We start from the raw sequence: 18,905 nt of genomic DNA, 5'->3' as shown, positions 1-18,905 counted from the left end.
CCCGGCTGCGCTCAGGAGCGTGGCGCCGTGAATTCGGTCACGCTGTCCACATATGCGGTCGGGTCCTCCACTCCGGCGTCGCGGAATGCTTCACGCCGCTCGTAGCAGGTGCCGCACGTACCGCAGTGTGTTTCACCGCCTTTGTAGCAGGACCAGCTCAGGTCCAGCGGCGCGTTCAGGCGGGCCCCGTGCGTTGCGATGTCCGCCTTGGACCAGGTGAGGAAGGGCGCCTCGACCCGCGGCGTCGGGAACCCTTCGTTGGCCACGTCCACCAGGCTGCGCAAGGCATCGACGAAGGCCGGTCGGCAGTCCGGATAGACGAAGTGGTCGCCTGCGTGCATGCCCAGGGCAACGGTGGCCGCCCTGTTGGCCACACCCACTCCTACGGCGACGTTGGCCAGGACGGCGTTTCGGTTGGGCACCACCGTCGAGCGCATGGAGTCCTCGGCGTAGTGACCGTCAGGCACTTCCACGTCGGCGTCGGTGAGAGCCGACCCGTGCAGCAGTGCCCCGTAGCCGCGCAGATCGACCACATGGTGGTCGGCGCCGTAGTGGTTCGCGACCGCGCGGGCGGATTCGATCTCCTGTCGGTGGCGCTGCCCATAGTCGGCCGTCACGGCGATCAACTGGTAGCCCAGTGCCGCGTAATGCGCCGTCAGGGTCGTCGAGTCCATGCCTCCCGACAGGACGATGACAGCGGTGAACGGGTCGGTACTCGCAGGAGTCTGGCTCATGTCCGTTCCTCCGATGTGTCTCTGCCCCGCGGCGGGACAGGTCGATGGCGTGCGGGGAAGTGTCAGTGCTCTGTGGGCCGGTCATGGGGCGGTCGGTGCCGTCAGGGCCAGGAAGGTTCCTGCGACGGCAACGGGCATGAGGTCCGCGGCCTGCAACACGGCCTGCCGGGACAGCGCGTGGTAGGCGGGAGCGTCGTTGACCAGGTCCCTCACCTGTGCCCACAACCGGCCGGGCCCGTCGCCCAGGTCCACCATGCGGCCGGCCTCACCGACCAGGGCGGGAAGGTGGCCCAGTGCGTATCCCACGACCGGCGTACCGACCGAGAGCGCCTCAGCGGCAACATTGCCGAAGGTCTCCGGCTCGACGGACGGCGCCAGCGCGATGGAGGCTTCGGCCAGGAACCCCTGCACGTCCTGCCACGGGATCTGAGGAAGGATCTCGACGTCGGGGAGGCGACCGGCCAGGCGTCGGCACTCATCGAGCACGTCTTCCTGCATGCCCGGCCAGAACTCGAACCGTGCCGTCGCCAGGATGATCTGTACCGGACGGCCGATCCCCTCCTCCGGGAAGGCGTCCAGCAGTTGGGCGATGCCTTTCTGCGGGTCGGCCCTGGCCAGCGTTCGCACCGGGCCGGTACGGCGAAGCTGTTCCCGTACGTCAGGAGACGGCGGGTCGCTCCGGGCCGGGACGGCGTTCGGGAGGGCCCGCCAGCCGGTGGTGTCCACACCGGCGCGAGCCGAGGCGCGGGTGAGGTAGTCGCTCACCGGCAGGACGACCCCGGGCTTGTGTCCCAGACTCTGCTTCATCGAATCGTCGGTCCGCATGAAATGGACCATCAGCGCTGTACGGACCTCTGGCGGAGCGGGGCTGAGGCAGCCGAGGCCCGCGACCGCGTCCGCCCAGCAGACGAGATCGATGTCCTGCTCACGCAGCACGCTCTCGACCTCTCGCCGGACGGGAAGCGGACTGGGCAGGAGAGACAGCACCTGGTCGACGAGCATGGGCCGCGGCAGCGTGAGCGTCTTCAGGCGCACGAGGTCGGGGCCGTCCGACACGGACGGGGGGCCGGCGGCCACGAACAGGACCCGGTGGCCGAGTTCTCTGAGCCCATCGGCGAGTGACGCCAGAGCCCGTTCGATCCCGGCGGGTTCGTCGGGCTCGTGGGTCAGGAGGACGAAAGCGATGTTCATTCGGCGTCCGCCCGGCACTTCGGGCGGGCAATGAGCACAAGGCCCTGGTCCCCGATGGCGTGCGGCCGGTGCGTGAAGTGCCGGTAGATCGCCGGAGCGACGGCCTCACGCATCTCGGCGGCCTTCGGATGGTCCTCGTACCAGAAGTTGACCAGAGTCTCCGCAGCGGCCTCGACACGGTCCTCGACGCGCTGCTCGGGGAAATGGACGGCCGCCTCCGTGCGCCCCAGGGAGAAGCAGCCGAAGCCATGCCTGCTGAGTACCCGGGCGGCACAGCCCAGCAAGTACCCCTGGTGGTCCTGCGGTTCCCCGGCCACCGGTACGCAGGTCTCGTTGAGGATGCTCACCAGCTCGTTGTCGGCGGCGCCGCCCAGCAGGACGATCTTCGCCTCCGGTTGGGAACGGTCGCAGACCCGCGCCATCTCGCGCACCGACCGTTCAAGATCCTCTACATACGGAAGGACCCAGGTGGCGATCACCGCGTCGAACGACGCGTCGGCGAACGGGAGGGACTCGGCGGCTCCGGGCAGGATCTCGATCGTCCCGCCGCCGTCCGCCCCGGTGCGCTCGTGCAGTGTCTCCGCCCGCTGAAGATGTGGTTCGACCGTCGTGCAGTGCCCGAGCTGCCGGGCGACGGCCCGGGTGAGATCGCCCGTGCCGCCTCCCACATCGAGTACGCGCTTGTTACCGGCGACGGCGGCGCAGGCGGCGGCGATCTCCTCGCGCCGCTCCAGCCGCCTGGTGAAGTCCAGCCAGCCGCGATGGCTGAGGCTGTGGGGGCCGCGGTACTCGGTCGGCATGCCGTCGCCCGGGGCGCAGAACGGGTGGGTGATCACCTGAGACGCATCCAGGCAGGACGCATCGGGACGGGTGTCGTGGTGTGTGTGCAAGTGAACCTCACTGAGAGATTGACGGCTCGGTCATTCGGCCGCACTGACGCCCCTCGGGCAGATCGGAGAAACGGTGGACGGCCGAGAAATGGAGCTGCTTACTAAGCTTGAACCCGGTCACGGTTTCACCTTCCCGCCTTGACAACGGAATCAGTGGAATCTGGCCGCGCCCACACGAAATCAAGTTACCCACCCTCGATTTCTTACACTTTTCGAAACAGGGATTCGACCCATGCATGGTTATGGGTTGGCGGAATACCTGGAAACATTGGGCGATAGGCGCAGCGCTGGCCACGGTTTTCGGTCTCCAGCCCGGCCTGGAGCGACGTAGATCAAACCTCATGACGACTATGGCAATCTTCCCCGGCACACGGTCGACAAACACGACCCGCGGATTACCTCTGCCCCTTGAATCAATGGGCAGAGCTTGAGCGCCACCACTTTTCGGCCGGGTGGCCGAATGGAGTCATATTCAACTCAACGTATTGATGGGCAGGGCAGAAGGCGCACCACAGAAACCAGGGTGACCGAATATGTCTGCGGTGTTGTTCGGGAAGCGGGATGACAGCGGGAAATCCGCGGTCGATTTACCTGCGCAATCGGCGAGGTGTCGGCTTAGCCGTTTGATGCCGGACGGCGTGTCCTCGGTGGTCGACCCGGGGTTCAAGGGCGTGCTGCCGGATACGGCCTCCAGAACCCGAACGACTGGGGTTTCGAATACGAGATCCGTTCCGAGGTCAACTCCGCCCGGTAACACGTCACGCCCTGGCCATCCCCCGCGCCGGCGTATCTGCCGCCTTCGCGGTCAGGCACTCGAACCACACCGTCTTGCCACACCCGTCGCGACGCGGCTCCACGCCCCAGCTGTCGGTGAGGGCGTCGACCAGGACCAACCCCCGCCCGCCCTCGTCGAGTTCATCGCCGACGGCCGCGCTGGGCAGTTGGGGCCATCCGTCCGCGACCTCGACCCGCACGCCTCCGGCGGCCCCCGGCACGTGCGTTCGCGGCGCACGCTGATCTGCCGGCGCATCAGCCTCCGTGCCCGTGGGAGGCAGGACCGGACGCGAAGGCGAGGATGTCGCGGACCGCTTCGCGCAGACTGCCGAAGTGACGGTGCACGCCGTCCACCATCGCGGGGGTGTTGACGCCCCACACCGTCATCCCGGCACGCAGCCCGGACTGCACCCCGGAGGGGGCGTCCTCGATGACCAGACAGTTCTCCGGTTGAGCGCCAAGTCGCGCGGCGGCCCGGAGATACGGCACCGGCGACGGCTTGCCTTCCTCCACAGCGGCCGCATCCACGACAACCTCCGGGACCGGCAAGCCCGTCCGTGCAAAACGTCCACGCACCCGGTGCTCATAGTTCGAAGTCACCAACGCCCAGGTGCCGGGTGCCAGAGCAGTCAGCACCTCCGAGGCGCCGGCGAAGGCTGTATAGGTGCCGGAGCGGACGTCCTCGTCCTCCAACTCGTGCAGAGCGGCCAGGCAGTTCCGAGGGTCCTGGTCAGGAGCGACCTGCGCGAAGGTCTCCATCGGCCTCGTCCGCAGCGCCACCCGGTAGACCTCATCGGGGTCCAGCCCGTAGCGCTCCGCCCACGTTCGCCAGACCAGGCGCTGGTTGTCCACGGCATCGATCAAGGTGCCATCAACATCGAACAGGACATGCCTCATCGCACCGGGTCGGCCAGGTTCACTGATCACGCGCCGATCATGCCACCGGCTCCGAGCAGGCAGTTCGGTGAGCGTGGCCGCTGTCGATCGGGTCCGCGCCCGGCAGCGTGAACTCGGGATCGCGGAGAGTCTTGAGTGGATCGCCGAGACCACACCCGGGCTGCGGGCCCCGGTCGAGGACTCGGGACTTGTGGTTCACGAGCACCCCTTGATGGTGCTTGACCCGGGCGCCCCGGTGCCCGCTGCGGACGCGCCGTCCGGCGGAATACGGGTGCGGACCATGGGCCCGGACGATCCGGCGCTGGCGAGCGCGCTGGCCGTGCCGCATCTTGCTTTCGCGGAGCCCGGAACCGATCTGGGCTCGGCGGGAGTCCCCGAGCTGGCGGAGGCCGTGCGTGCCCGAGCGGGTGACGGGTCGGTGGAACGCGTGGTGACCCGGATCGACGCGGGTCTGACTTCGGTTGCCGCGGCGGTGGAAGGCAGCACGGCGTTGTGCGCGGGTCAGCACCAGCCAGTCGGATCGGTCAGCGAGATCGTCGGTGTCGGGACACTGCCCACCGCGCGCCGTCGTGGTCTCGCAGCCGCGGTCACCGCGGCGCTGGTGGCCGACGCCCGATCGCGAGGAGCGGAGACCGTGTTCTTGTCGGCAGGCGACGATGACGTCGCCCGGCTCTATGCCCGCCTGGGCTTCCGGCGCGTCGCCACCGCGCTGATCGCCGAACCTGCCGCGTAACGAGTCGGAGATCGTTACGGGACACCCCTCAGACCGTCTCCAGCTCCCAGAGCAGCACCTCGGCCGCGGTGTCCGCCACCAGGTCGAGGCCCCGCTCCCCGGTGATCCGCACCGAATCTCCCGGCACCAACTCCGTATCACCCAGCCGCACTTCCCCCCGTACGACATGCAGGTACACCCCCGGCGCGTCCGGCACCGCCACGCGCTCGCCGGGGGACGGCCTGCGGACGGAGAGCAGCGCGCCCGCTGCCGGGACCGCGTAGGGCGTGGCGTCCACGATGCCGCGCACGGTCTCGTACGAGGGCTCGCCGCCCGGCTCCAGGGGTGCCAGCCACATCTGTACGAAGACCAGCGGGTCCCCGCCCTCGTTGCGCTCCTCGTGGCGCACCCCGCCGGCCGACGAGAGGTGCTGGACGTCCCCGGCCCTTACGACCGTGGCGCCGCCGGTCGAGTCACGGTGGGTGAGCTCGCCGTCGACCACCCAGGTGACGATCTCGGTGTGGCTGTGCGGGTGTTCACCGAAGCCCGCTCCGGGCGCGAGCCGCTCCTCGTTGCAGGCCAGAACCGGCCCGAAACGCAGGTTGTCCGGGTCGTAGAAGGTGCCGAACGAGAAGGCGTGGTGGGAGTCGATACCGGCCTCCGGGTCGCCTCCGCGGTAGCGCTCGCCGGAGCGCCGTACATCCATCACGCCGACCACCGTAGCCCCGCCACGCCACACCCGGGTCCCGATAAGGCAGTCTTGTCCACGTGCCCCGACCCGATTCCGCGCAACCCGGACCCCCTCCCGCACATCCTCATGCCGCGACGCTGAAGCGGCTGGAGCAGGCCTCCGGCCGGCTCTCGGCGAACGCCATCGCCCGGATGGACGAGACGTTGCCGTGGTACCGGGCGATGCCACCGGAGAACCGGTCCTGGATCGGTCTGGTCGCCCAGGCAGGCATCGCGGCGTTCACCGAGTGGTTCCGGCACCCCGAGGCCCCCCAGGCGATCTCCACCGACGTCTTCGGCACCGCCCCGCGCGAGCTGACCCGGGCCATCACGCTGCGGCAGACGGTCGAGATGGTGCGCACCACGATCGAGGTCATGGAGACCGCGATCGAGGAAGTCGCCGCCCCCGGCGACGAGTCGATCCTCCGCGAGGCGCTGCTGGTCTACGCCCGGGAGATCGCCTTCGCGACCGCCCAGGTGTACGCGCAGGCCGCCGAGGCCCGCGGGGCCTGGGACGCCCGGCTGGAGTCCCTGGTGGTCAACGCGGTGCTGTCGGGCGAGGCCGACGAGGGCGCGGTCTCCCGCGCCGCCGCGCTCGGCTGGAACTCGCCCGACCATGTCTGTGTGATCCTCGGCACCGCGCCGGAGGGCGACAGCGAACTGACCGTCGAGGCGATCCGCCGCGCCGCGCGCCACGCCAAGGTGCAGGTGCTGACCGGTGTCCTCGGCAACCGGCTCGTCGTCATCGCGGGCGGCAACGACAATCCGCTCCAGGTCGCCAAGGCCCTGATCGGCCCGTACGCGGCGGGTCCCGTGGTCGCCGGGCCGATCGTGCCCGACCTGCTCGCGGCCACCCGGTCCGCGCAGGCCGCGGCCGCCGGGCTCAAGGCCGGTTACGCCTGGCAGGACGCGCCGCGCCCGGTGCTCGCCGACGATCTGCTGCCGGAACGCGCCATCGCGTCGGACCCCTCGGCTCGTGAGCAGTTGGTGGAGGAGATCTACAGACCTCTGGAGGAGGCGGGTTCGGCCCTCCTCGAAACGCTGAGTGTCTACCTGGAACAGGCGAGCAGCCTGGAAGGCGCGGCCAGGATGCTCTTCGTGCACCCCAACACCGTTCGTTACCGGCTCCGACGTGTGACCGACGTCACCGGCTGGTCACCCTCCGACGTGCGCTCCGCATTCACTCTGCGCATCGCTCTGATCCTGGGGCGCCTGGCCGACGGGGATACGCAGCTCTAGACTTTTGTCGGACACCAACAATTACCCCGACGGTTCTTCGTCCCTGTCCCCACGGGCGTCCGGAGCCGTCCACAAGAGAGAGTGTGAGGGTGCTCGTACTCGTCGCTCCCGGCCAAGGCGCTCAGACGCCCGGCTTCCTGACTCCCTGGCTCGAACTTCCCGGTGCCGCCGACCGCGTCGCCGCGTGGTCGGACGCCATCGGGCTCGACCTTGCCCACTACGGCACGAAGGCCGACGCCGACGCCATCCGCGACACGGCGGTGGCCCAGCCGCTGCTGGTCGCGGCCGGTCTGCTGTCCGCTTCCGCGCTGGGCGACTTCGTGCCCGGTGCCGTCGCAGGACACAGCGTCGGCGAGATCACGGCCGCTGCTTTCGCGGGCGTCCTCGACGACGCCGCGGCCCTCGGTTTCGTACGGACCCGCGGACTGGCCATGGCCGAGGCCGCGGCCGTCACGGAGACCGGCATGGCCGCGCTGCTCGGTGGCGACCCGGACGTCGTGCTCCCGCACCTGGAGAAGCTCGGGCTGACCCCGGCGAACGTGAACGGCGCGGGACAGATCGTCGCCGCGGGCACCGCGGAGCAGATCGCTGCGCTCGTCGACGACAAGCCCGACGGGGTCCGCAGGGTCATGCCGCTCAAGGTGGCCGGTGCCTTCCACACGCACCACATGGCTCCGGCGGTCGCCGGACTCGGCAAGGCGGCGCAGGACCTGGTCGTCGCCGACCCGGTCGTCCCGTACCTCTCGAACGCCGACGGCGAGGTGGTCACGACCGGCCCCGACGTCGTGGCCCGGCTGGTCAACCAGGTCTCGAACCCGGTCCGCTGGGATCTGTGCATGGAGACCGCTCAGAGGCTGGGCGCGACCGCGCTCATCGAGGTCTGCCCCGGCGGCACGCTGGTGGGCATCGCCAAGCGCGCCATGCCCGGCGTGCGGACGCTGGCGCTCAAGACACCCGACGACCTCGACGCGGCTCGCGCCCTCATCGCCGAGACCCAATCACCTGCCGCTGACGCGGCGGGGGCCTAAGGAGCCCGAGAGAGCATGGCGAAGATCAAGCCCAGCAAGGGCGCCCCGTACGCACGGATCATGGGCGTCGGCGGCTACCGTCCGACCCGGGTCGTGCCCAACGAGGTGATCCTGGAGACGATCGACTCCTCCGACGAGTGGATCCGCTCCCGCTCCGGCATCGCGACCCGCCACTGGGCGTCCGACGAGGAGACCGTGGCCGCGATGTCCATCGAGGCCTCCGGCAAGGCCATCGCCGACGCCGGGATCACCGCCGACCGGATCGGCGCCGTGGTCGTGTCGACGGTCTCGCACTTCTCGCAGACCCCGGCCATCGCGACCGAGATCGCCCACAAGCTCGGCACCGACAAGGCGCCCGCCTTCGACATCTCGGCGGGCTGCGCCGGCTTCGGCTACGGGCTGACGCTCGCCAAGGGCATGATCGTCGAGGGTTCCGCCGAGTACGTGCTCGTCATCGGCGTCGAGCGGCTCAGCGACCTCACCGACCTGGAGGACCGCGCGACGGCCTTCCTCTTCGGCGACGGCGCGGGCGCGGTCGTGGTCGGCCCGTCCCAGGAGCCGCACATAGGCCCCACGGTATGGGGCTCGGAGGGCGACAAGTCCGAGACGATCAAGCAGACCGTGCCGTGGTCGGACTACCGCGACGGCAAGGGCCGCGCGAAGTTCCCCGCGATCACGCAGGAGGGCCAGGCGGTCTTCCGCTGGGCCGTGTTCGAGATGGCGAAGGTCGCTCAGCAGGCCCTGGACGCGGCCGGTATCGAGGCGGCCGACCTGGACGTCTTCATCCCGCACCAGGCCAACATGCGGATCATCGACTCGATGGTGAAGACCCTCAAGCTGCCGGAGCACGTCATGGTCGCCCGTGACGTGGAGACCACCGGCAACACCTCCGCAGCCTCGATTCCGCTCGCGATGGAGCGGCTCCTGGCGACCGGTCAGGCGAAGAGCGGCGACACCGCGCTGGTCATCGGCTTCGGGGCGGGTCTCGTCTACGCCGCGACTGTCGTTACCCTCCCCTAGGGCTTTCCGGAGGAATCCGGTTCGTTCGAACACCCCGAGCAGTCCCCGACACACACCGCTACACATCGAAGGAGCGCCAACATGGCCGCCACCCAGGAAGAGATCGTCACCGGTCTCGCCGAGATCGTCAACGAGATCGCCGGTATCCCGGTCGAGGACGTCCAGCTGGACAAGTCCTTCACCGATGACCTGGACGTCGACTCGCTGTCCATGGTCGAGGTCGTCGTCGCCGCCGAAGAGCGCTTCGACGTGAAGATCCCGGACGACGACGTCAAGAACCTCAAGACCGTCGGCGACGCTGCCGATTACATCTCGAAGCACCAGGCCTGACCCAGGCCCGCGGCTGACGCCACCCGGCGGTGGCGCCGTGATTCAGATCCCTCTACACGTGGAGAAGAAATTCCAGTGAGCCCGACCAATCGCACCGTGGTCGTCACCGGTATCGGCGCAACCACACCGCTGGGTGGCGACAGCGCATCGACCTGGGACGGTCTGCTCGCAGGCCGTTCCGGTGTCAAGCCGCTCACCGGCGAGCGCTTCGCCGAGCTCCCGGTCCGCATCGCCGCCCCGGTGGCTGTCGACCCGAGCGAGGTCCTTGCGCGCCCCCTCGCCCGCAAGCTGGACCGCTCGGCCCAGTTCGCGGTGATCGCGGCCCGTGAGGCCTGGTCCGACGCGGGCTTCACCGCGAAGGCCGGCGAGGACGACGCCATCCGCCCCGAGCGCCTCGGCGCGGTCGTCGCCTCCGGTATCGGTGGCATCACCACCCTGCTCGACCAGTACGACGTGCTCAAGGAGAAGGGCGTACGCCGCGTCTCCCCGCACACCGTCCCCATGCTCATGCCGAACGGCCCGTCCGCCAACGTCGGGCTCGAACTCGGCGCACAGGCGGGTGTCCACGCGCTGGTCAGCGCGTGCGCGTCCGGCGCCGAGGCGGTCGGCTACGCGGCCGAGATGATCCGCTCCGGCCGTGCCGACGTCGTCGTCGCCGGTGGCACCGAGGCGACCATCCACCCGCTGCCCATCGCGGCCTTCGCCAACATGATGGCGATGTCCAAGAACAACGACGACCCCGAGGGTGCCTCCCGCCCGTACGACAAGGGCCGCGACGGCTTCGTACTCGGCGAGGGCGCAGGCATCGTGGTCCTGGAGTCGGCCGAGCACGCCGCCGCGCGCGGCGCCAGGGTCTACTGCGAGCTCGTGGGCCAGGGCCTGTCGTCGGACGCCCACCACATCGCGCAGCCGGAGCCGACGGGCCGCGGTATCGCCGCGGCGCTGCGGCACATGCTGGAGACCACCGACCTGAAGCCCTCGGAGGTCGTGCACGTCAACGCGCACGCCACGTCGACCCCCCAGGGTGACGTCGCCGAGATCAAGGCGCTCCGCCAGGTGCTGGGCGACGACCTCGACCACGTCGCGATCTCCGCGACGAAGTCGATGACCGGGCATCTGCTCGGCGGCGCCGGCGGTATCGAGACCGTCGCCACGGTGCTCGCGCTGTACCACCGCACCGCTCCGCCGACCATCAACATCGTCGACCTCGACGAGGAGGTCGACGCGGACATCGTGCGGGACAAGCCGCGGACGCTGCCGCAGGGTCCGATCTCCGCGGTCAACAACTCGTTCGGGTTCGGCGGTCACAATGTGATGCTGGCGTTCCGCTCGGTCTGATCACCGGCGCGCAGCACTCCGCACACACCACGCGGGCCCGCCCCTCCCCCGTCCGGGAGGGACGGGCCTGTGTGGTGCGGGTTTGCGCGGTGCGGGCTCCGCCTCAGGCCTCGAAGCTCGCGAAGTACGACGCGGCCATGTCGTCGTCGCCGTGCCCCAGCGCCCCGGCCCTGCGGAACCGTTCGGCGCCCGCGGCGGCCACGTCCAGCCGCACACCCGCCGCACGTCCCGCCTCGACGATCAGCCGGGCGTCCTTCGCCGCGGTGGTGACCGAGAAGCTCGGGGTGTAGTCCTCGGTGAGGATCGTCTGTGCCTTGAGGTGCAGATAGCCGCAGTCGAGCGAGCCGCCGCCGACCGCGGCCAGGAAACCGGCGGGGTCCACGCCGAGGCCGGCCGCCAGCGCGAGTGCTTCGGCCGTGCCGTGGGTGAGGGTCAGCACCCAGCTGTTGCAGACCAGTTTGAGGCGGGTGGCCGCTCCCGTCGTGCCGTCGTTCCCGACCCAGACCGTACGGGAGCCGATGGCGTCCAGGACGGGTGCCACATCGTCGCGTACGGAGTCGGGGCCGGCCACCAGGACCGTGAGCTGCCCGCTCTCCGCCGGGGCCTTGGTGCCGAGTACCGGAGCGTCCACGAAGACCAGCCCGTGCTGCCTGGCCAGCGCGGCGAGCGGGAGGAGCCCCTCGGTGCCGGCGGTGGTGGACTGCAACCAGACCGCCCCGGCGCTCAGCGAGGGTCCGGCCGCGGTCATCGCTTCGAGGGCCGCCGGGCCGTCGTACACCATGGTGATGATCACGTCCGCGCCCTCGACGGCCTCACCCGGTGTGCCGGTGACGCGGGCGCCCACGTCGGCGAGGGGCTCGGCCTTGGAGCGGGTCCGGTTCCAGACGCGGACGTCGAGCCCGGCGTGGCAGAGGTTGCGGGCCATCGCGGCGCCCATGATCCCCGTACCGAGGACAGCTACTGAGGTGTTGTCAGCCATGGCCCCACCGTAAAGCGGATCAGGGCCTTCCGTCCGGAGCGGGCGCTACACGACCTGGTGCAGCCAGCGCACCGGCGCGCCCTCGCCCGCGTATCTGAAGGGCTCCAGTTCGTCGTCCCACGGCTTGCCGAGCAGTCGTGCGATCTCGGCCTCCAGATCGCTCTCGCCGCCCAGCGAACGGGCCAGTGCGGCCCGCAGCCGGTCCTCGGGGATCAGGATGTCGCCGTGGATTCCGGTGACGGCGTGGAAGATGCCCAGCTCGGGCGTGGCGCTGTAGCGCTCTCCCTCGGCCGACGGGCAGGGCTCCGACGTCACTTCGAAGCGCAGCAGATTCCAGCCACGCAGCGCGGAGGCGAGTTGCGACGCGGTGCCCGTGCCGCCCTTCCAGGAGAACTCGGATCTCCAGGTGCCGGGGGAGGCGGGCTGCCTGATCCAGTCGAGGTTGACCCGCGCACCGAGAACACCCGCCACGGCCCACTCGACGTGCGGGCACAGCGCGCGCGGTGCGGAGTGCAGGTACAGAACTCCACGTGTCGTCACCGGGACCTCCAGTGCGGTTCGAGGTTCGCCTTCCCCAGCGGCCTCTCGCCCGTTCTGCCCCGGGGTACAACAGTAAACAGCATCGGGAGTTAATCTCCTGAAATGGGACAGTATGTGACGTGATGTAATTTACCGGAGCCGCGGGTGGCGAAGTTGCCACTGGTTCGACGGGGAAAAACTACCGCGCGGCGGCCTGCCTCGTGTGACGTACGGTCGGTCCCAGCCCCGTTGAACACACAGCTTTCACTCGGCAGGACGCGTGCGTCAGCCACTTGGAGGGTCCAGAGGGTGCAGAGGAAGCCGGAATCCGCCCGGAGCCGCCACGGCCGCACCGCTGTCGCGGCGCTGACTGCGGTGCTCGTCCTCCCGCTCGGCGCGCTGGCCGGCTGTGACTCTTCCGACAGTGGCGCGAAACATGCGCAGGCGCACCGCGGTGCGACACCCGCCCCGGCCTGGGACAGGTCGCCCGGTTCGGTCGCTGCCGTGGGCGATTCCATCACCCGTGGCTTCGACGCCTGTTCGGTGCTCTCCGACTGTCCCAAGGTCTCCTGGGCGACCGGTTCGGACGCCCGGGTGCACAGTCTGGTCTCCCGGCTCGGGGTGAAGAAGGGCTGGAACGACGCCAGGACCGGGGCCCGGATGGCCGATGTGCCGGCCCAGATCGACGCCGCGGCGGCGCACCGGCCCGAGCTGGTGACGATCATGGCAGGTGCCAATGACGCTTGCCGGGACTCGGTTTCGCACATGACACCGGTGGATGAATTCCGGACCTCGTTCACGACGTCGCTGAAACGATTGCGCAAGGCGCTGCCCAAGAGCGAGGTCTATGTGTCGAGCGTGCCGGACCTGAAGCGGCTGTGGTCGCAGGGGCGCGGCAATCCGCTGGGCAAACAGATCTGGAAGCTGGGGATCTGCGCCTCGATGCTGCGGGACGCCGACGCGATGGGCCCGGCGGCGGTGAAGCGGCGCGACGCCGTACAGGCGCGGGTCGTCGCGTACAACACCGTCCTCAAGGACGTGTGCGCCACGGACACGCACTGCCGTTACGACGGCGGGGCGGTCTTCGGATACCGGTTCACCGGGGCGCAGCTGAGCCCCTGGGACTGGTTCCACCCCGGCAGGAACGGGCAGGAGCGGCTGGCGGAGATCGCGTACCGCAACGTCACGGCCGCGCGGCCCCCGGCGTAGGGTCCGGGCATGAGCAGCGCGCAGCCGGAGCCCTTCGGCCGTCTCCCTGACGGCACCTCAGTCCACCGGTGGACCCTGGAGCGTGGCGGCACTCGGGTGCGCGTGCTCACCTACGGCGGGATCGTGCAGTCCGCCGAGGTGCCCGACCGGGCGGGCGCGGTGACCGGTGTGGCGCTGGGCTTCCCGGACCTGGCCGGATATCTGGCCTCCCCCGGGCCGTACTTCGGGGCGCTGGTCGGGCGGTACGCGAACCGCATCGCGGGCGGCGTCTTCGAACTCGACGGTCGGACGTACCGGCTGCCCCGCAACAATCCGCCGCACAGCCTGCACGGCGGCGACCGGGGCTTCGACAAGCGGGTGTGGGACGCCGAGGCGACCGATCACGGGGTGCGGCTCTCCCGGGTGAGCCCGGACGGCGAGGAGGGCTTCCCGGGGCGGCTGGCCGTCTCCGTGACGTACCGCCTGGCGGAGAGCGGTGCGCTGCGAATCTCGTACGAGGCGACGACGGACGCGCCGACCGTGGTGAGCCTGACCAACCACTCGTACTGGAACCTGGCCGGTGCGGGCTCCGGCAGCGCGGCCGGGCACGAACTGCGGATCGGGGCCTCGCGGGTGACGCCCGTGGACGCGGAGCTGATCCCGACCGGCGAGCTGGCGCCGGTGGCCGGGACGCGCTTCGACTTCCGGCAGGCCCGGAAGGTGGGCCCCGGCTACGACCACAACTACGTGCTGGACGGGCCGGAGGCGGCCGAGCTGTCCGACCCGGCGTCCGGGCGGGTGCTGACGATCACGACCAGCGAGCCGGGGCTGCAGCTCTACACCGGTGACCACATCGACGACGGGCCGTTCGGGCCGGGCGCCGGGATCGCGCTGGAGACCCAGCGCTTCCCCGACACGCCGAACCGGCCGGAGTTCCCCGGTGCGGTGCTCCGGCCGGACGACGTGTTCGTTTCCGAGACGGCGTACGCGTTCTCGGTGCGGTAGGCAGGCGTACGGCGCTCCCCCGGCGCGGCGGAGCGCGTCCGTCCGTCAGTGCGTGGCCGTGGCGGTCAGCCTGGTGTCCGTGAGGGAGCGGCCGGTCCGGATCTCGTACGTTCCGGGGCGGCGCGCCCAGGCGTCGGCCGTCTCGTCCCAGGTCTCGAAGGCCCTCGGGGAGAGCGCGACGGCCACCTCCACCGTCTCCCCCGGCGCCGCTTCCACGGTGGCGAAACCGGCCAGCTGCCGGGCGGCCCGGTCCGTTCCGGGGTCGGCCGGGGCGGCGTAGACCTGGACCGTTTCGCGGCCGGTGCGGGTGCCGGTGTTGCGGATCCGGACGGTGGCGGTCGCGGTGGTCGCCTGGAGGGACTCGTAGCTCCACTCCGTGTAGCCCAGGCCGTGGCCGAAAGGGTAGGCGGGCGTGACACCGGCCCGGTCCCAGGCCCGGTATCCGATGAACACGCCTTCCTCGTAGGGGAGTTCGCCGCCGTCCGGTTCGACCCTGCGGACCGGGGCGTCCTCCAGGGCCGCCGGCCAGGTGGTGGGCAGGCGCCCGCCCGGCTCCGCCGTTCCGAGGAGTACGTCGGCGAGCGCCGCGCCGCCCTCCTGGCCAGGGAACCAGCTGAGCAGCACCGCCGCCACGTCCTCGCGCCAGGGCAGTTCCACCGGGGAGCCCGCGTTGACGACCACGACCGTGTTCGGGTTGGCGGCCGCCACGGCGTGCACCAGGTCGTCCTGGCGGCCGGGGAGCCGGAGGTCCTTGCGGTCGAAGCCCTCGGACTCGACCTGTTCGGTGGTGGCGACGACCACGACGGCGGTGTCCGCGTCGCGTGCGGCGGCCACGGCCTCGGCGATCAGCTCGTCGGGGTCGCGCTGCGGGTCGCGCTGCATGAGGGAGAAGCCGATGGCCTGGAGCCGGGCTCCGGGGCTCTTGAAGACGGTGTACTCGAAGCTGATCGTGACCGGTTCACCGGCGGTGAGGGTGGCGGTGCCGCGCTCGGCGGGGGCGCCGAAGACCGCGGCGAACGGATCGGGGTCGTCGCCCGGCAGCTCGTCCCCGTCGAAGAGGACCCGCTCGTCCACGGTGAGCCGGAAGCCGCCGAGCCCCCGGCTCCCGAAGGTGTGCTCGCCGCTCTCCCTGGGCGTGAACGTGCCCTTGACCTCGATGGTGTGCAGCGTCTCGTGGGTCACCCCGTCGGGCAGGTCACTGCCCACCCACTGGACGCGTCCGCCGGGCACCGACGCGGTGCCGATGGTCCGGCCCGTCTTGTCGCGGCAGACCGCGTGCAGGGCGAACCCCTGCCCCGCATCGGCCAGTTGACCGCTCGGGTCGGCGCCCAGCGCGTAACTGACAGCGCCCTCGGGGAGCGCGGCCGTCAGCCCGTCGAGCGGGGAGACCACCCGGGTCGGGAAGACGGTGGCCGAGCCCCCGCCGAGGATGCGGGCGTCGCGGGCGGCGGCGCCGATGAGCGCGACCTTGCGGGTCTTCGACGCGTCGACCGGCAGCGCGCCGCGCTCGTTCCGTACGAGGACGAAGGCGCGGCGGGCGATCTCGCGGGACAGCTCACGCCCGTCGGTCTCCGGCGGAAGCTCGGTGACGACCGGCGGCGCGCCGTCGAGGATGCCGACCCGGGCGGCGAGCCGCAGGACGTTCCGTACCGCGCCGTCGACCGCGCTCGCGGGGACCTCGCCGGCCCGGACGGCGGCGGCCAGTGGCTCGCCGTACGGGGTGACAGGGCCCGGCATCGCGACGTCGAGGCCGCCGAGGATGTCGCCCGCGGTGGAACGCGCGGCCGTCCAGTCCGAGACGTTGAACCCGTCGAAGTGCCATTCACCGCGCAGGACTTCGTTGACGAGGTAGCGGTGCTCGGTCATCGTCGTGCCGTTGACCCTGTTGTAGGCCGTCATGATGCCCCAGGGGTGGGCGTTCCTGACGATGGCCTCGAACGGCGCCAGGTACAGCTCGCGCAGCGGGCGCGGGGCGATGAGGTTGTCGACGGTGAAGCGGTCGGTCTCCGCGTCGTTGCCGACGAAGTGCTTGACGGTGGTGCCGACACCGCCGCTCTGCACGCCGCGGACGTAACCGGTGCCGATCTCGCCGGTGAGGTACGGGTCTTCGGAGTAGCACTCGAAGTGCCGCCCGCCGAGCGGCGAACGGTGCAGGTTGACGGTCGGCGCGAGCAGGACGTGCACCCCCTTGCGCCGCGCTTCCTGGGCGAGGAGCACCCCGGCCCTGCGGGCGAGTTCGGGGTCCCAGGTGGCGGCGAGGGCGGTCGGCGACGGCAGGGCGATGGACGGGTCGTCGGCGGTCCAGCGCACACCGCGGACCCCGATCGGGCCGTCCGACATGACGAGGGACCGCAGTCCGATCTCCGGGATCGCCGGGAGGGACCAGAAGTCCTGCCCGGAGAGCAGCCGGGCCTTGGTGTCGAGATCGAGCGCACCGAGCGCGGCCTCGACCGCGGCTTCGCGGACCTGGTCCGCGTCGTTGATGGGGGTGGCTGCCACCGTCGTACCTCCGCGTTGAGTGGTGAAGTACCGAAGCCCTGGAGCGCCGGAGCCCTGCCGTGCTGAGCCCTGAAGTTCTGAGGTGCTGGAGTGCTGAAGTACCGCGGGCCGGCGCGTGATGTGTCCATCCTGACGCTCATACCGGTAGATCGGTAGGTTTCGTTATCTCTTCGTGATGTGCGATGTCGTACGGTCCTCGGAGAACGCGTACGGGGAAAGGAGCCGGGGATGGGGAGCGCCAGAGGCGAGGGGCGCCGGGCGGAGATCCTCCGTGCGGCCCTTGAGGTCATCGCGGAGCGCGGCTACCGGGGCACGACCCTGGGGGCGGTCGCCGAGCGCGTGGGCCTCACCCAGCAGGGGCTGCTGCACTACTTCCCGAGCAAGGACGCGCTGCTCGTCGCCGTACTGGAAGCGCGCGACCGCTGGGATCCGGGCGCTTCGGCGCGCTCCGCCGAGGCTTGGCCGCTCGAACTGCTCGGCTCGCTGGTGGAGTACAACGCGATGCGGCCGGGGATCGTGCAGACCTTCGCCGCACTGCTGGGCGAGAGCGTCACGGACGGGCATCCGGCGCGGGAGTTCTTCACCCGCCGCTATGTGCAGGTGCGGGGGTCGATGGCGGCCACCCTGCGCGGCGAGTTCGGGGACCGGCTGCCGGGCGGGCTGACGCCGGAGGAAGTGGCACCGCTGCTGGTGGCGGTGATGGACGGCCTGCAGTACCAGTGGCTGCTCGACCCGGAATCGGTGGACATGCCCACCGCCTTCCGGGCCTTCACGACGCTGCTCGGCGGTGGTGCGGCCGAGTGACGCCGCGCGGGCCGCTGCCCGGCGCTACCAGGTACGGGAAGGGGCGTGCGGGGGCGTGGCGGGCGCGGGCGCACCTCCCGGCCCGACCGCACCCCCGGGCGCGCCTCCCGGCCCGACCGCACCGCCGGCGTCCGGCTCCGGCACGGCATCGGGCTCCCGTACGGCATCCGGCTCCCGTACGGCATCCGGCTCCGGCGCCGTCTCCCCCGTCAGATCGCGTGCCATCAGCGTCGCCCCCGCCACCGCGCCCGGCATGAGGAAGACCGCGACCAGCGGCACCAGGAAGCAGAGCGTCAGCGGGACCCCGAAGCCGAGGGTGAGCAGGCGGCGGCTCTTCAGCAGGGCCAGCCGCTCCCGGAATTCCATACCGCGGCGTTGCAGCGCCACCGCCGTCAGCTCCTCGGCCAGGAAGAAGCCGGAGACACAGAAGCCGATCGCCGGGACGACGGTCTGGCCGACCACCGGGAGGAAACCGGCGGCGAAGAGCAGGAGGCCGTAGAACGCCACCCGCACCAGGATCCGGACGCTGTCGCGCGCGGAGATCCACAGTTCGCGCCAGAGCGGGAGGCCGGATCCGGGGACATCGGCACCCTCCGACGCGTCGACCCGCTCGGAGAGCGCCTCGTAGAAGGGCTGGCCGACCAGCAGGGTCACGGCGGTGAACGAGACGACGGCGAGCAGCAGGGCCAGCGCCCAGAGCAGTACGGTCAGAAAGCCCCGGAGGAGCCCCGGCCAGGGCGTGCTCCAGGTGTCGGCGAACGGTGTCGCCCAGGCGACGGCGTCATCCGCCCAGAACGCGAGCGCGACCAGCGCCGCCACATACAGGACGAGCGTGATCAGCCCCGGCAGCAGCCCGAATCCGTACTGCCTGCCGCGCCCGCCGACCCAGCGCTGGCCCTTCACCAGATATCCGAAACCCGCCCCGAGATCACCCATGCGCCGCAGCCTATCGGGGGCCGCGGCGGCCGGGTCCCCCAGCGCCCGGCCCCGCCCCGGCCGGCCGGAACCGACCTGTTGGCGCAGGCCCAT

At 70.8% G+C, this 18,905-nt stretch carries 18 protein-coding genes and 2 pseudogenes; 10 read left to right on the top strand and 10 right to left on the bottom strand.

Translation table 11 applies throughout. From position 1 onward, the window contains the following. Window positions 1-11: 11 nt before the first annotated feature. The 3 genes from queC to OG385_RS23640 form a co-directional block, all read right to left on the bottom strand. Window positions 12-734: a 7-cyano-7-deazaguanine synthase QueC gene (gene queC / locus OG385_RS23650; protein WP_266857420.1), complete on the bottom strand. Its 723-nt coding sequence runs from the start codon at window positions 732-734 to the stop codon at window positions 12-14. An 81-nt stretch (window positions 735-815) separates the two neighbouring features. Continuing rightward, window positions 816-1,925, bottom strand: coding sequence for a glycosyltransferase family 4 protein (locus OG385_RS23645; RefSeq protein WP_266857418.1), 1,110 nt, complete (start codon window positions 1,923-1,925; stop codon window positions 816-818). Further along, entirely contained in the window at window positions 1,922-2,761 is an 840-nt protein-coding gene (locus OG385_RS23640) for a class I SAM-dependent methyltransferase (RefSeq protein ID WP_266857416.1), read from the bottom strand. Before OG385_RS23640 ends, OG385_RS23645 begins: the two co-directional genes overlap by 4 nt. A 695-nt stretch (window positions 2,762-3,456) precedes the next feature. Between OG385_RS23640 and OG385_RS23635 the strand changes: the two are divergent. Beyond that, window positions 3,457-3,545: pseudogene (locus OG385_RS23635) on the top strand (serine hydrolase); the annotation flags it as partial. A 28-nt stretch (window positions 3,546-3,573) separates the two neighbouring features. Here OG385_RS23635 and OG385_RS23630 read toward each other — a convergent pair. Together OG385_RS23630 and OG385_RS23625 are read right to left on the bottom strand one after the other, a co-directional pair. Further along, window positions 3,574-3,795: pseudogene (locus OG385_RS23630) on the bottom strand (ATP-binding protein); the annotation flags it as partial. A 49-nt stretch (window positions 3,796-3,844) separates the two neighbouring features. Beyond that, window positions 3,845-4,516 carry an HAD family phosphatase gene (locus OG385_RS23625; RefSeq protein WP_266857414.1) on the bottom strand — a complete coding sequence of 224 codons (672 nt, stop codon included), beginning with the start codon at window positions 4,514-4,516 and terminating at the stop codon, window positions 3,845-3,847. A 43-nt stretch (window positions 4,517-4,559) separates the two neighbouring features. On the opposite strand from OG385_RS23625, the gene OG385_RS23620 reads away from it, so the two are divergent. Then, window positions 4,560-5,219, top strand: coding sequence for a GNAT family N-acetyltransferase (locus OG385_RS23620; protein ID WP_266857412.1), 660 nt, complete (start codon window positions 4,560-4,562; stop codon window positions 5,217-5,219). 28 nt (window positions 5,220-5,247) lie between these two features. On the opposite strand, the gene OG385_RS23615 is transcribed toward OG385_RS23620, so the two are convergent. Continuing rightward, on the bottom strand, window positions 5,248-5,907 hold the full coding sequence (locus OG385_RS23615; RefSeq protein ID WP_266857410.1) for a pirin family protein: 660 nt from the start codon (window positions 5,905-5,907) through the stop codon (window positions 5,248-5,250). 59 nt (window positions 5,908-5,966) lie between these two features. Here OG385_RS23615 and OG385_RS23610 point away from each other — a divergent pair, with 59 nt between their 5' ends. The 5 genes from OG385_RS23610 to fabF all read left to right on the top strand — a co-directional run bounded on the left by OG385_RS23610 (window position 5,967) and on the right by fabF (window position 10,882). Next, on the top strand, window positions 5,967-7,166 hold the full coding sequence (locus tag OG385_RS23610; protein WP_266857408.1) for a CdaR family transcriptional regulator: 1,200 nt from the start codon (window positions 5,967-5,969) through the stop codon (window positions 7,164-7,166). An 89-nt stretch (window positions 7,167-7,255) separates the two neighbouring features. Next, window positions 7,256-8,194, top strand: a complete 939-nt coding sequence (locus OG385_RS23605; RefSeq protein ID WP_266857406.1) for an ACP S-malonyltransferase — start codon at window positions 7,256-7,258, stop codon at window positions 8,192-8,194. A 15-nt stretch (window positions 8,195-8,209) separates the two neighbouring features. Further along, the gene (locus OG385_RS23600; protein ID WP_266857404.1) at window positions 8,210-9,214 is read left to right on the top strand and encodes a ketoacyl-ACP synthase III; all 1,005 of its coding nucleotides are present in this window, start codon (window positions 8,210-8,212) and stop codon (window positions 9,212-9,214) included. 81 nt (window positions 9,215-9,295) lie between these two features. Then, window positions 9,296-9,544: an acyl carrier protein gene (locus OG385_RS23595; protein WP_266857402.1), complete on the top strand. Its 249-nt coding sequence runs from the start codon at window positions 9,296-9,298 to the stop codon at window positions 9,542-9,544. Between the two features lie 75 nt (window positions 9,545-9,619). Next, entirely contained in the window at window positions 9,620-10,882 is a 1,263-nt protein-coding gene (gene fabF, locus OG385_RS23590) for a beta-ketoacyl-ACP synthase II (RefSeq protein ID WP_266857400.1), read from the top strand. Between the two features lie 103 nt (window positions 10,883-10,985). On the opposite strand, the gene OG385_RS23585 is transcribed toward fabF, so the two are convergent. Next, window positions 10,986-11,861: an NAD(P)-dependent oxidoreductase gene (locus OG385_RS23585; protein ID WP_266857399.1), complete on the bottom strand. Its 876-nt coding sequence runs from the start codon at window positions 11,859-11,861 to the stop codon at window positions 10,986-10,988. Window positions 11,862-11,906: 45 nt separating this feature from the next. Further along, entirely contained in the window at window positions 11,907-12,401 is a 495-nt protein-coding gene (locus OG385_RS23580) for a DUF3145 domain-containing protein (RefSeq protein WP_164260465.1), read from the bottom strand. 288 nt (window positions 12,402-12,689) lie between these two features. Here OG385_RS23580 and OG385_RS23575 point away from each other — a divergent pair, with 288 nt between their 5' ends. Both OG385_RS23575 and OG385_RS23570 read left to right on the top strand, forming a co-directional pair. Then, window positions 12,690-13,589: an SGNH/GDSL hydrolase family protein gene (locus OG385_RS23575; protein WP_266857394.1), complete on the top strand. Its 900-nt coding sequence runs from the start codon at window positions 12,690-12,692 to the stop codon at window positions 13,587-13,589. Between the two features lie 9 nt (window positions 13,590-13,598). After that, window positions 13,599-14,573, top strand: a complete 975-nt coding sequence (locus OG385_RS23570; protein WP_266857393.1) for an aldose epimerase family protein — start codon at window positions 13,599-13,601, stop codon at window positions 14,571-14,573. A 45-nt stretch (window positions 14,574-14,618) separates the two neighbouring features. Here OG385_RS23570 and OG385_RS23565 read toward each other — a convergent pair whose 3' ends face one another. Next, on the bottom strand, window positions 14,619-17,072 hold the full coding sequence (locus OG385_RS23565; protein WP_266857391.1) for a glycoside hydrolase family 3 protein: 2,454 nt from the start codon (window positions 17,070-17,072) through the stop codon (window positions 14,619-14,621). Between the two features lie 228 nt (window positions 17,073-17,300). Here OG385_RS23565 and OG385_RS23560 point away from each other — a divergent pair, with 228 nt between their 5' ends. Next, on the top strand, window positions 17,301-17,876 hold the full coding sequence (locus OG385_RS23560) for a TetR/AcrR family transcriptional regulator (protein WP_266857389.1): 576 nt from the start codon (window positions 17,301-17,303) through the stop codon (window positions 17,874-17,876). 24 nt (window positions 17,877-17,900) lie between these two features. Here OG385_RS23560 and OG385_RS23555 read toward each other — a convergent pair whose 3' ends face one another. Continuing rightward, on the bottom strand, window positions 17,901-18,812 hold the full coding sequence (locus OG385_RS23555; RefSeq protein ID WP_266857387.1) for an EI24 domain-containing protein: 912 nt from the start codon (window positions 18,810-18,812) through the stop codon (window positions 17,901-17,903). Between the last annotated feature and the right edge of the window lie 93 nt (window positions 18,813-18,905).

It is taken from the genome of Streptomyces sp. NBC_01306, from assembly GCF_026340465.1.
Taxonomy (GTDB): domain Bacteria; phylum Actinomycetota; class Actinomycetes; order Streptomycetales; family Streptomycetaceae; genus Streptomyces.
The sequence above is the reverse complement of the archived record's forward strand: the minus strand, read 5'-3'. Positions and strand labels throughout refer to the sequence as shown.